This window comes from Sorangium sp. So ce176 (genome assembly GCF_051519835.1).
GTDB lineage: Bacteria > Myxococcota_A > Polyangia > Polyangiales > Polyangiaceae > Sorangium > Sorangium cellulosum_G.
The window spans coordinates 6,282,312-6,295,399 of record NZ_CP150371.1 but is presented as its reverse complement, the minus strand read 5'-3'; the positions used below and the strand labels follow the sequence as shown (position 1 = coordinate 6,295,399).

Sequence of the window (13,088 nt, the reverse complement as noted above, 5' to 3'; positions counted from 1 at the left end):
AGGCGCCGCGGGGCGGCAGGCATCCTCGCCGTCGCGGTCGTGACGACGCCGGGCGCCGCTAGATCCTCTCCCAGCGCCCGCTCTCGGCGGAGCGGAAGAGCGCGTCGATGACGCGCATGTTGCCGACCGCGACATCGATCGGGTTCTCGACGGGGCCCCCCGTGCGGATGGCGCGCGAGAACGCCTCGCTCTGGAGGTGGTACTGGTCGACGACAGCAAGTGTTGTCGCCTTGGCCGAGCTGCAGTTCAGCGTCGAGCCGTCATCGAGGAAGAGCTTGCACGGCTGATCGCCGGGGGCGTTGAACGGGATCTCGATCTCGATGCGGCCCCTGGTGCCGAGCGCGTTCACGCGCTGGTAGGCCACGGCCTGCGTGCTGCACGTGAACGTCAGGTGCGCGCCGCGGAAGTCGAGCATGCCCGAGGTCAAGCGATCGGTGCCGAACTCGCGATCGCGCTCGACGAGCGCCATCGCCCGCACGGGCTCGCGTCCGAACAGGAAGCGCGACGTGTTCACCGCGTAGCAGCCGATGTCGTAGAGCGCGCCGCCCCCGACTTCCATCCTGTTGCGGATGTTGGTGGCGTCGCGGTTGAAGTACGAGAACGCCGTCTGGACGCTGACAAGCTCGCCGATCCGGCCGCTCTGCACCCAGTCCCTGGCCTGCTGCCACTGCGGGTGGTGGCGGATCATGAACGCCTCGGCGATCCGCTTGCCCGTCTCGTGCTGGACGTCGACGAGCGCCGCGGCGTCCTTGGCGCTGAGCGCGATCGGCTTCTCGCACAGGACGTGCTTGCCGGCGCGGGCCGCGCGCGCCGTCCACTTCACGTGGAGGTGGTTGGGCAGCGGGATGTAGACGGCGTCGATCTCCGGATCGTCGAGCAGCTCATCGTAGCTGCCGTACGCCTTCGGGATCCCGAGCGACTGCGCGGCGTCGCGCGCCTTGTCGAGGTCGCGCGACGCCAGCGCGGCGAGCTGGGTCAGGGGCCCCCGCCCCATGCTGGGCAGGCTGACCTTCAGCGCGAAGTTGCTCACCCCGAGGACGCCCCAGCGCACGGGGGTGAGGTGCTCGCTCGACTTCGGACCTTCGGCAGATGTGGACATGGGCACCTCCCAGCGCGCGACCCCGGGGGTCGACGGCGCGTCTGTCACCGCTCGACGTGAATCGACGGACAGGCTTTCTGTCCTTTTGCGCCGCAGCCGAAATCCTTCGCCTCGGCGACCGATGCGGGGACGCCCGCCGTCCCGCCGGCGGCCCACGCTGCCCCAGCAAAGCCGCCCGCAAAGCCGACGGCAAAGCCAAGGCCGAGGCTCATCGTCACGGCACCCATCAGCTTCATGCGCATCGACATCCGCCGCCTCCTGCTCAGGTGAAGGGCAAGCTCGGCCACTCCATCGCAGCCCTGCAAATGTGAGCGCTCACATTTGGTACGTCAATCCAAAATCGACAGCTGCGGGGCCCGCCCCCCGTGACGCGGCGCTCCGCAGGCGCGCCAGCGTTATCCTCCTCACCGCGCTCGAGGATCCCTGTCGGGCCGGTTGATTGGGTTTGACATCAGAAATGTGATCGTTCACATGTAGCGAGGGGTATCCTTCGGCTTCGACCTGGGTGGGTCCGTTCTGCGTGCCGAGACCTTCGTCGTCTGACGGGTTTCGGCACGGGTTCCGTTCGGCCGTCGCGAGAGCGGTTGCCGAGGAGGGTGCTTGGCGTTCTGCCAGCGGTGATCCACCGGGGCCACGGTCAGGTGCTCCACGTTCCGTCACGCCGGGCGAGATGGGTTTCGCAGCACGAGCAGTTGCTCTCAGGCATGGTCGCCAGATGTGGGTACCCGTGCGTCGTCACCCCTCGCAATCTCGGAGAGCAAGATGAAGAAGCCGTCCTGGCACGAGCTCCGTTCCTCAAGAGAAGCCGCCGCCGTCTGTGCGCTCGCGTTCGCAGCCGCGTGCACGGGCGCGCTGGGTGATCCGGTGGATGACGCCGGGGGATCCACCGCCGGAGGCGATGGGCCGTCGACGGGCTCGGCGATGGGCTCGGACCCTCCGCCGTTCCAGCCCGCGGCCGGGATGCTGCGTCGTTTGACGAGAACGCAATTCCGCAATGCCGTGCGCGACGTGTTCGGCGTCGAGGTCAACACCGATGCGCTCGACGCCGATAGCTGGAACGGAAACTTCGCTGTCATCGGCGCCGCGACAGTCGTTACCTCGGAACGAGGCGTCGAGCAGTACCACACGGCCATCGAGAGCGCCGTGGACGCTGTGTTTGCGGATTCCGCGAAGCGGGACCAGTTCATCGGTTGCACGCCGAGCGGCGCGCAGGACGACGCTTGCGTTCGCGGTTTCCTCCAGGCGCAGGGGCTTCGAGCGTGGCGCCGCCCGCTCGAGACGGCGGAGGTCGACAGGCTCGCGGCTGTCGCCAGCGAGGCCGCGGCGGAGCTCGGCAGCGCCGTCGAGGGCGTCCGCTGGGCGACGGTGGCCCTCTTCTCGTCGCCGAACTTCCTGTATCGCCCGGAGCTCGGAGCTCCGAGCGCCGACGGGTCGCTCCGCTTGACGGGCTACGAGATGGCGTCCCGGCTCGCGTTCCTCCTGTGGAACAGCCTGCCGGACAGGACGCTGCTCGACGAGGCAGCGAGCGGGACGCTCGACACGACGGAGGGCGTCCGCGCCGCGGCGACGCGGATGCTCGACGCGCCCGCTGGACGCGAGGCCGTTGGCGCCTTCGCCGAGGAGTACATGCGGCTCGATCGGATCGGCACGCAGGCGAAGGACGTGGAGCTGTTTCCGGAGTACGACGCCGCCCTGCGCGCGGCGATGGTTCGCGACATGCGAGACACATGGCAGGTCCTCGCCTTCGATGAGCAGGCGAGCGCGCTCGAGCTGTTCTCGACAACGAAGGTCGTCGTCAACACCGAGCTCGCCCAGCTCTACGGCCTCGACACGACAGGCCTGAGCTCGAGCACCTTCGAGGTTCGCTCGTTGCCTGCGGACGGCCCGCGCGTCGGGATCCTCGGCAAGGCCGGCTTCCTCTCGCAGTTCGCCAACCAGAAAGAGGGCTCGCCCACGCTGCGCGGCAAGTTCATGCGGGACGCCCTCATGTGCACGCCCGTCCCGCCGCCCCCCGGCGACATCGCCCTCGAGCTCCCGGAGCCGCCCGCGGACAGGCCCCTCACCAAGCGTCAGCGGCTCGAGGCCCATCGGACCGCTCCTGCCTGCGCCGGCTGCCACGGGTTCATGGACCCGCTCGGCCTGCCGCTCGAGACGTTCGACGCGATCGGCCGCTACCGCACGACCGATCACGGCCTGCCGATCGACTCCAGCGGCGACTTCAACGGGGAGCCGGTCGCCGACGCGCGTGAGCTCGGCATGACCGTGAGCGCGAGCGACGAGGTCGCCCGGTGCCTCGTCCGCAAGTACTACGCGTATGCAGCAGGCCACGAGGAGCGAAAGGTGGACGGCAGCGTGCTGAACACGCTGGCCGCGTCGTTCGAGGCGTCGGGGTTCAAGCTGCGCGAGCTCGTCCTCGACGTCGTGACGAGCGAAGCCTTTTCCTCCGTCGGCCCCCAACCCTGAACGCACGGTGCCCCCGATGACCATCAAAGCATTGAACCGACGAACCGTTCTCCGGGGTCTGCTGGCGACGGGCGCCGCCGTCACCATCCCGCTCCCACTGCTGGAGATCATGCTGAACGAGAGCGGCACGGCGTTCGCGCAATCGAACACGCCTGTCTCGCCGCTCTACGTCACGTGGTTCTTCGGCAATGGCACGCTGCCCGGCCGCTGGAAGCCGGCGCGCACGGGCTCCGGCTCGGCCTGGGAGCTCAGCCCCCAGCTCCAGCCGCTCGCGGAGCACAAGTCTCATCTCACGGTGATCAGCGGCCTCGAGAACAAGCTCGTCGTCTCCGGCTTCGAGCACCCCACGGGGTCGGCGGGGGCAACGACAGGCGCGCCGCTCAACGGGAACGCCGTGCGGGCCCCATCCATCGACCAGGTCGTCGCGAGCCTCACCTCCGAGGGGACGGCGTACCGGTCTCTCGAGGTGGGGTTGACGCCGGCGACGCCGGGCGGCCCTCAGGACTCGCTGCATACGGTCTCGCACAAGGGGCCGAACTCGCGCAACAACCCGGAGTTCGATCCGAGGGCCGTGTTCAATCGGCTGTTCACGGGCGGCGCGCCCGCGCCGAGCGACGACGGAGCGGAGCAGGCCGCGAAGCTCGCGAACGTCAGGAAGAGCGTGCTCGACTCGGTGCTGCAAGACGGCGCGAGCCTGCAGCAGCGGCTCGGGGCGGCCGACAGGCAGCGCGTGGAGCAGCACCTCGAGTCGATCCGCGCCATCGAGCGGCGGCTCGAGGCGACGGCCCCCGGCGGCGGCTCCCCGGCCGCATGCAGCAACCCGACGGCCCCCACCGCCGGCAAGGACTCGCAGAGCGAAGCGCCCCCGCAGGTGAACTCCGCCATGGTCGAGCTCTCGGCGCTCGCGCTCGCCTGCGAGAGGACCCGCGTGCTCTCGTTCATGTTCTCGCTGCCCGCCGCGCACGTCTACTACCGGCACCTCGCGCAGGACATGAACGACGACTTCCACGACACCATCTGCCACGGGGACGCCGGAGATCAATCGAGTCAGCCTCGCGTCGACAAGGGCGTGATCTACACGATGCGTTGCCTGAACGAGTTCTTGACGAAGCTCAAGAGCACGCCGCACGGCAGCTCGAACCTGCTCGACAACACGCTCGTGTTCGTCACGTCCGACACCGCCTGGGGCAAGGTGCACACGAAGGCGGAATGGCCGGTGCTCCTCGCGGGGAAGGCCGGCGGGCGGCTGCGCGGCGACGAGCACCACAACTTCCCCGGCGACAACCTGAGCAAGGCGCTCCTGACGGTCGCTCAGATCATGGGCTCGAAGGCGACGGAGCTCGGCATCGACGCGGGGCGGGTCACGTCACCGCTCGCGGGCATCCAGGTCTGAGCGCGGCGTCGCGAGGGCCTCTGGAAGAGGCCCTCCGCAGGCGCCGGCCCACCTGCCGGCGCCGTCCCATCGTCCCCGGATCGGGGACAACCCACCTCGCGATCGAGCGGCCCGCTGCCGCGACCCACGCCGACAGCGCCGCGATCCGGCGGCGGCCACCGTCCACCTATGCTCGAAGACGTGAATTGACATGCTTCGCTACGGTTTCGGCGACCAGGGTGCTGGAGTAGACGGCCCAACCAGCGGCTGCGCTCGACGCTGCGCCCAGCCGCCTGGAGCGACAAACCGATTGAAGCTGCCTGAAAAGCGCAGAAATTCGAGCCGCCAGGACGCCAAGGACGCCAAGAAGAGAATCCTATCTTGGCGTTCTTGGCGTTCTTGGCGTTCTTGGCGTCCTGGCGGTTCATTTCTCGCTTGAGCACCGCGACCGGTGCTCTGGCGGGGCTGGACGGCTGGGCGCTCTCCGACTGATTCGCACGTCGTTGCGCCATCGATTGAATCATGTTCTGCCCTCTCTTGCGGGCGCTTCACAAACGCAGGATACTGGCTCTATGAACTGTATCTCTTCATCTGTTACACCGCGGCTCGTCTGCGCGAACCGCACCGCAATCGATGACCCCGGCCCGAGTCCCGATGCCGCAGGTATGCGGAGCAGCTCCGCAATGCCGGCGATGGCTCTGCTTGCGCTGCTGCTCACGGTCGCCGGATGCAGCAGCACCGAGACGGGCGGCACGGGGGGAACCGGGGGAACCGCGGGAGTAGCGCCGGGCGATGCAAGCACGCAGGACGCCGCGTCGGGCTCGGGTGGCGGCGGTGGCTCGGGTGGCGGCGGCGGCTCGGGTGGCGGCGGCGGCTCGGGCGGCGGCGGCGGCTCGGGCGGCGGCGGCGGTGCCGTCGATGCAGGCAGCGGCGGCGCCGCTCCAGATCTGGCAAGCTATGCGAGCGGGTTGGACAAGCTGTTTGTCGATGCCCCCTGCGACCCGTCGACGCCCTTGCCGCTGGCCCCCATGGCGACGTGCAATCATCCGCCCAACACCCAGCGCATCGAGAAGCAGGTGACCTTCGGCGGCGATCCGGACACGACGTACTCGGTCACGCTGCGGGTGCGCGGGGTCTGGGAGCCGACGGACATCGTGGGGGGCGAGATGCCCATGAAGCCGTTCATGATCGGCGGCAGAATTGGCCCGGGCGACGCCATCAATTACCAGCAATATTCGATCGAGGTGAGCGAGCCGCGCCAGACGTACTGGCTGAACAACTACCAGTACCGCGCTCACGACATTCACAAGGCGGACTACGAGGCGACGATCCGGGTCAACGGCGGCGCCACGGTCAAGGTGGTGATGAACGACGGCAACGAACGCCAGATCGCCAACTGGACCAAGGACTACTTCGAGGGGCTGCCGCCGTACGACACGGCGCCGACCACCGGCCAGATGCTGCACCTCGACGTGCTGTCGGTGAGCAAGTAGGGCGTGTCGGCAAGCCTGCCGCGCGACCCGAATCGTCGCTCGCCTTGACTCAGATCGCCCCCGTGCCCGGCAGCGGACAGCTGTCGAGCACGCGCTCGCCCACATCGCGGCACGGAAAGGGACCGCGCTGCGATGTGGGCGTCAGCAGAGACCCGCTCGACCTCCGGCGCGCAGCAGCGAGCCAGGAGCTTGGCACGGGCGAGCAAGCTGATCGAGGAGGCGGGGCAACCTGTTGGAGCTCGATGAACTCCAACAGGTTCGGCCCTCTAACGAACCGCCTGCAACAAGCCGAGGCGATACGGGAGCTGCGAGTACTCGCCGCCCGAGCTCGGATTGCGTCCCTGGTACAGGAACTGCAGATTGCAGGTGTCGATCGTCGCTGTCTCGTCGTTGCCGTCGCGCACCAGCTCTCCATGGCTGACGTCGTCGCTCCAGTCAGCCACGCCCGGCGCGTAGGTGACGTTGTTCTGACCTGCGAACGGCGCGTTCCACGTATGCGCGAGCGGGGTCCAGGTGCCGTCGAGGCGATCGGCGGTGAAGGAGCGATAGAACCTGGCGCCCGTCGGGCCGATGGCCTCGATCAGGGTCAAGTACTTGTTCATGCCCTTGATCTTGTACGTGGAGCTCCCCTCGAACAGATTGTTGCGGTTCGAGTCCTGAAGGGCGATCGAGATCGGGCCAAACCCGTTCGGGAAGTTCTGCACGGTGGTCTGGCTGCGGTACATCTTGCCGTCGTCGCCCGTGAAGAAGAGGTAGCAGTTGGCGCTGTCGCAGATCACCCAGTAATCGATGGGCAGGCTGGGCATGCCAGCGGGCGTGGACGCGAAGAAGTTCTGCGGCCTGGTCCAGGTCTCCGGGCGGCTCGGGTCGGTGGTCGTGGAGAACTGCGGCGGCTGCGCTTGATAGATGAGGTACCACTTGTTCTGAGGCCTGAAGAAGAACATCTGCGGCGCGCACCGATAGCCGCTGAAGCCGGGCGTACGATCCATGTAGTACTGCGGCGCGGACGCGGCCTGGGACCAGTCGGTGAAGTTCAGGTACGTCATCTGCCAGTTCCCGGCGGTGTTCGCGGTGGTGGCGTAGATGTGCCATCGGTCGTTGAAGAACGAGACCGTCGGATCCTTGATGGACACGATGTTGTGCGTCGCGTCGGACTTCGGGCTCACCAGCATGCCGCTCGACTGCCAGCGGAAGCTGGTGGGCAGGCCGCAACTCTCGCCGCCCCCGCCGCTGCCGCCGCTGCCGCCGGCCCCGCCGCTGCCGCCGGCCCCGCCGCTGCCGCCGGTCCCGCCGCCGCCCGCGCCGCCCGTGCCCGAGCCGACGGGCGTGAGCCGGAATTGCTGGTTGGTCCCGCCGCTCCACGTCCACTGGATCACGGCGGTGCCGTCCGCGGTGCCGCGGCCGTAGACGTCCAGGGACTTGCCGCTGTTGCGCGCGGTGAGGCGCACGCCGCCGCCGGAGACGTCTGCGAACGACCACTGCTGGTTCTCCCCGCTCCAGCAGGAGTATTGCTGGATGCGGGCGCCGTCGCTGGTGGAGGCGCCCGAGACGTCCATGCAACGGTTGCTGTTGACGTTGCGGATGCGATAGTAGCCGCCGCCCGCCGATTCCATGCGGAACTGTTGCCGCGTCGAGCCGTTGCAGCTCGCGATCTGCATGGCCGCAGCGTCAGCGGTGCTGCCACCAGCCACCTCGACGCATTTCCCACTCTGGACGCCGACGATCGTATAGGTCGCCGCTGTGTCGATGGTGACGCTCTCCGATGATTCGTCGAACTCGTAGCCGTCTTCATCGAGCTGCTCGGCGGCGACGCACGCAGCCGTGGCGGCGAGCGTCGTGACCAGGGCCCATAGTCCAAATCGAATTCTCATCATGATCCCCTCTGTTCAAAGGCATACGAAGCGGGAAGCAAGGCACATCCGGCGGCGCCCGGGATCGGCTGCGCGAGCTCTGACCTCACGGGTGGACCCTGTCCACCCGCGACCAGGCGGGCGAGCGCGCGCAGCGATCCCGGGCGCGCCGATGTCGGTGAAACGCGCGCCAGCGCGCCCGGCGTCAGCGCCCCAGGTAGTTCATCAGCCAGGACATGGCCGGCCGCATCTGGCCGCTGCTGCTCATGAGCCCTGAGTTCGCGACCCACGTCTGGCCGCTGACGTACCCCCACAGCGTGATGCCTTTCACGCTCGGATGTTCGTAGAACATGGGGAACTGGCTCTGCATCACGTTGAGCTGCTGTGTGTCGTTCGCCAGGTTGATATCGTACTCTGTGATATAGACCGGTAGACCGGTGCCGGCGAGCCGGTCGAGGAAGCCCTTCACGGTGCTCGTCGACATCGAGAACGCGGCGTGGGCCTGAGCCCCGATGCCATCGATGGGAGCGCCTGCCGCCCGGATCCGATTCACGATGTTGATCGTGTTCTGATTGTCATTGCTGTACTCGATGTTGTTGTAGTCGTTGAGCAGCAGCTTGGCGTTCGGGCAGTACTGCCTCGCCCATTTGAACGCCTGCACGATCCAGTCGTAGCCGCTCGAGCCCGCGCCGCCGAGGGCGTTCATGTACACCGGGGTGGTGTGCGGGGGCGGCTCGTTCACGACGTCGATGATGGCGACGTCCGGGTAGCGCTGGCAGAACGCCTGGATCCACTCTTCCACCTCTGCGCGTTGCTCGCTCTGCGACAGACCGTTGAGCCAGCCCGGCTGCTGGGCGCCCCAGACCAGGGTGTGGCCCTTGTAAGGAATGCCCTTCTCACGCGCGTAGTTCCGGATTCGGTCCATGCCGGCCCAGTTCATGACATCCCGCGTGGATTCGACGGAGCCCCACTTGCCCTCGTTCTCCGGGGTGATCTGGTTCCAGTATCGGGACAGATCCGCGCGCACCTGCCCGCCGGTGGTGATGTTGCCGACGAACTTGCCGCCGCCGGTGCCGCCGCCGCCGGTGCCGCCGCCGCCGGTGCCGCCGCCGCCGCCGCTCCCGGTGCTCCCGCCCGAGCTGGCGGGCGTGAGCCGGAATTGCTGGTTCGTTCCGCTGTTCCACGTCCACTGGATCATGGCGGTGCCGTCCGCGGTGCCGCGGCCGTAGACGTCCAGGGACTTGCCGCTGTTGCGTGCGGTGAGGCGCACGCCGCCGCCGGCGACGTCCGCGAACGACCACTGCTGGTTCTCCCCGCTCCAGCAGGAGTATTGCTGGATGCGGGCGCCGTCGCTGGTGGAGGCGTCCGCGACGTCCATGCAACGGTTGCTGTTGACGTTGCGGATGCGATAGTAGCCGCCGCCCGCCGATTCCATGCGGAACTGTTGCCGCGTCGAGCCGTTGCAGCTCGCGATCTGCAAGGCTGCTGCGTCAGCGGTGCTGCCACCAGCCACCTCGACGCATTTCCCACTCTGGACGCCGACGATCGTGTAGGTCGCCGCTGTGTCGATGGTGACGCTCTCCGATGATTCGTCGAACTCGTAGCCGTCTTCGTCGACCTGCTCGGCGGCGACGCACGCGCTGAGCGCGAGCATCGTCAGCAGGGGCCATCGTTCGAATCGCAGTCTCATGAGGTTCTCCTGTACCCAGGCGGGCGTGTCGTAGGCTGTGGCGTGAAAGCGGCCGCTTCGACGCATGGATCGACGTTGATTGTTGATACAGCGTCGCTTTGCCATGAGGCCGGATCACATGGAGCGATGTTCTGTCAACCCAGGGCAGCTCCCGCACTTGGGGCTTGACGTCTTCGAAGCGCTTGGACCCTGAGGCATCCCTCGGGCTCTTCGGAAAGTTGAACCGGGGGGCGGGGAAACGGGGAGGGAAAGCTTCGAAATGCTCCCTGTCTCCCCGCCTCCCTGTTCAACTTTCCCGCCAGGAGGCTCACCGCTACGCGCGTCCGTGACGACCGAGCGAGCGTGACCGGTGACGAGCTCGATCGGTTGACGAAGGTCTCGGTGCGCATGACCGCGCTTCCGATGCGAAGCAAAAGGATACCAACGCAATGTGAACGCTCACATTGCCGATGTCAACTCCTGATGGCTGTCGAGTGAAGGCGAACCCACCGATGCATGCATGAGTTGTCGATACGGTGTCTCTTTTCCAGGGAGGCCGGATCGCATGGAGAGGTGTGCTGTCAATCCAGGGCGGGCTCTGCAGCTGGGACTCGACGCCTCGGGAGCGTTTGAACCTCTCTCTCCACATCGAGCTTCCTTTTCCCACATCGAGGCTCTCCCTCGAGCGCGCGCCCACCGGCCGCGAGGTGTCACCCCTCGCCACACCTGACACCTGTCACACCCGGTCGGTGTGGCAGGGAGCCAGGCGTCGCGTGACAGGCGCGCGCGTTCCGTGGGAAGCACCCTCCGGAGCGAGGGACGGGAGAAAGAGCGCCCTCCGTGAATCCCGGGTGAAGCCGGCGACAGCGCGCCGGCCGACATCGCCTCTGGCCTCGACCTTGCTCATGCGCTCGAGGCGAAGGCGAACGCCTCGCACGACGCGCTGTCGAGCCCACGGTCTCGCGGATAGGCCCGCGGATACGCCGCGAGCGTCGCACAGCGGGGTCGTGCCGCGCGCTGGCCGGACACGCGGGCGGTCGTCCGCACATGACCCATGAACGACAGAGGAGAATGACAATGATCATCGATTCGATGCTTCGCGACCTCTCGATGGCTCGCTCCACCCGCCGCGCTGCGGCCCTCGTCCTGGGGCTCTCTGCGCTCGGCGGCTGCGCCGTGGAGCAGGCGCCGGGGGACGAGGCCGTGGAGGAGGGGCTCGCCCCGATCACGAGCCTCCGCCTGGAGGACGGCGCCGAGATCCGCTTCTTCGAGCCGGAGGAGGGGAGCGTGATCATCGTGAGCACCGGCGAGGTCCTCGAGGCCTTGAAGGGGCAACCCCCCGTCGCGCTCTACGAGGCGCTCTCGGGGCAGGCCGCCCCGCCGGCGCTGATCGCGGCGCAGGCGCGCGTGGACGAGGCCCGGCTCGCCGCCGGCCCGCGCCGCGCCCCGGCGCAGCCCGAGGTGGAGATCGAGGAGGCACCTCCGGCGCCGCAGGCGCGCGCCGCCGAGGGGCTCGGGACCGCCGCGCAGGCCCTCGACGCAGCCGGTTTCCAGACGTCTTACTGCAACAGCAGCAGCTACGACTTCAACTACTGCTGGACCGACAGCTCCGTCGGCCGCACCGTGACGATCAACAGCGTCGCGACATTCCACGCCCACGCGGACGCCACCGTGGGCTCGATCCAGATGGTGGTGTCCCGCAAGAAGGGGCTGGGCAGCTGGAAGACGCTGTTCAATCAGACCGTCTCCACGGTCGGAGCCCTGGACGTGACCGGGTACACCGACACCGACAACGGCAAATACGAGGTGGTCATCTCCAGCGTGTCCGCCTCCGACGTCTACCACCTCGCGGTCCACGGCGACCTGTAGGCCGCGGCCGGTCGAGCCTGGGCCGCTCACCGGGGCGCGGGGGCGTCGGGCGCGCGATCGCGCCCGGCGCGCCGGTGATCGGGCGCCTCCTGCCTGGCCGCGCCCCTGGCGGGGAGGCTAGGATGTGCCGAGGATGGAGCCCCTCTTCGTCCTGATGATCGTCTCGGGCATCGCGGGCCTCGCGCGGTGCTTCGCGCAGGCGCGCCAGGACGCGAGGCGGGCCGCCCAGGCCCGCTGGCGGATCGCCCGGCCCGTCTGGCAGCGCGCCGCGGCCCTCGTCGGCGGCGAGTTCAAGTCAGGGCCGGGCCAGTGGGGAGACCCCCGCATGCAGATCTCGGTCGTGTGCGAGAACGTCGCGTTGATCGTCGACCACGACATCGACCACGGCGACGCGCCCGTCGTGCGGTACAGCACCCGCATCACCGGCACCGCGCGGAACCCGTCGGGCCTCCGGCTCCGCGTCCACGAGCAGCGGCTCCGCGACGCGAGCGGCGGGGCCTTCCGGGCGCGGCAGGTCGACGTCGGCGACCCGGCGCTCGACGGCGCCTTCGTCGTCAAGGCGAGCAGCCCGACCCTCGCGCGCTGGTGGCTCACGCCGCCGCTGCGCGAGGCGCTCCGCGCGGCCGCCGAGTACCAGCTCACGCTCGAGTCGCACCGGCTGACCGCCGTCCGCGCCGGGCTGGAGGACGACGCCGACAAGCTCGCGAGCGCCATCCGCGCCGCCGCGCTTGTCGCGGGCCGCGGCCGCGCGCTCGCGAAGGAGCTGCGGGCGCTCTCGCAGGAGCTCGGCGGGCGCGTCGTCTCCGGCGCGGGCGCCTCCTCGGCCGAGGGCGAGGCGATCATCGAGCTGGAGCACCGCGGCAGGCTCGTCACCGTGGCGTTCGGCCGGGAGGCGAGGAAGGGCCCGTTCGGCACCCAGGTGCGCGTGGCCCGCGCCGCGTCCCCCTCGGAGCGGTTCGCCCTGCGGCGGCGGCCGAGGCGCGGCCCGGCCCGGGCGGCGGCAGCCCGGGCCGGCGACGACGCGCTGGCCCGGGCCTACGAGCTGCGCGCGGAGGCGCCGGACCGGGTGGCGCAGCGCCTGGGCGACGAGCTGCGGCGCGAGATCGCCGCGCTCCGCCCGGCGGCGATCGTGGGCGACGAGGCCGCTGTCACGCTCGCGTTCGGCCACCTCGAGACGGGGCGCGAGGGCATCGAGCGCGCGATCGCGATCGTCTCCGCGCTCGCGGCCCCCGAGCCGCGCGGGCCCTATCGCTGACCGCGCGCCGCGCCCGCA

General features: G+C 68.9%; 9 protein-coding genes. 5 read left to right on the top strand and 4 right to left on the bottom strand.

The window, feature by feature from the left end; all coding sequences use genetic code 11:
- Positions 1–58: 58 nt before the first annotated feature.
- Positions 59–1,099 (bottom strand): Gfo/Idh/MocA family protein, encoded by a 1,041-nt coding sequence (locus WMF42_RS23475; protein ID WP_061605355.1) that lies wholly within the window; start codon positions 1,097–1,099, stop codon positions 59–61.
- 44 nt (positions 1,100–1,143) lie between these two features.
- Positions 1,144–1,347, bottom strand: coding sequence for a hypothetical protein (locus WMF42_RS23470; protein WP_434040786.1), 204 nt, complete (start codon positions 1,345–1,347; stop codon positions 1,144–1,146).
- 724 nt (positions 1,348–2,071) lie between these two features.
- On the opposite strand from WMF42_RS23470, the gene WMF42_RS23465 reads away from it, so the two are divergent.
- The 3 genes from WMF42_RS23465 (at position 2,072) to WMF42_RS23455 (ending at position 6,427) form a co-directional block, all read left to right on the top strand.
- Positions 2,072–3,562: a DUF1592 domain-containing protein gene (locus tag WMF42_RS23465; protein ID WP_437684816.1), complete on the top strand. Its 1,491-nt coding sequence runs from the start codon at positions 2,072–2,074 to the stop codon at positions 3,560–3,562.
- A 109-nt stretch (positions 3,563–3,671) separates the two neighbouring features.
- Complete coding sequence (locus WMF42_RS23460) at positions 3,672–4,955, top strand: DUF1552 domain-containing protein (RefSeq protein ID WP_437684814.1); 1,284 nt, start codon at positions 3,672–3,674, stop codon at positions 4,953–4,955.
- Positions 4,956–5,617: 662 nt separating this feature from the next.
- Positions 5,618–6,427, top strand: a complete 810-nt coding sequence (locus WMF42_RS23455) for a hypothetical protein (RefSeq protein WP_437684812.1) — start codon at positions 5,618–5,620, stop codon at positions 6,425–6,427.
- 266 nt (positions 6,428–6,693) lie between these two features.
- Here WMF42_RS23455 and WMF42_RS23450 read toward each other — a convergent pair whose 3' ends face one another.
- Positions 6,694–8,301 carry a non-reducing end alpha-L-arabinofuranosidase family hydrolase gene (locus WMF42_RS23450; RefSeq protein ID WP_437684811.1) on the bottom strand — a complete coding sequence of 536 codons (1,608 nt, stop codon included), beginning with the start codon at positions 8,299–8,301 and terminating at the stop codon, positions 6,694–6,696.
- 181 nt (positions 8,302–8,482) lie between these two features.
- Positions 8,483–9,967, bottom strand: a complete 1,485-nt coding sequence (locus WMF42_RS23445) for an endo-1,4-beta-xylanase (RefSeq protein WP_437684809.1) — start codon at positions 9,965–9,967, stop codon at positions 8,483–8,485.
- 1,056 nt (positions 9,968–11,023) lie between these two features.
- Here WMF42_RS23445 and WMF42_RS23440 point away from each other — a divergent pair.
- On the top strand, positions 11,024–11,815 hold the full coding sequence (locus WMF42_RS23440) for a hypothetical protein (RefSeq protein ID WP_437684807.1): 792 nt from the start codon (positions 11,024–11,026) through the stop codon (positions 11,813–11,815).
- Between the two features lie 133 nt (positions 11,816–11,948).
- A complete protein-coding gene (locus WMF42_RS23435; protein WP_437684806.1) occupies positions 11,949–13,070 on the top strand; it encodes a hypothetical protein in 1,122 nt (373 codons plus the stop codon).
- The last annotated feature ends 18 nt before the right edge of the window (positions 13,071–13,088 follow it).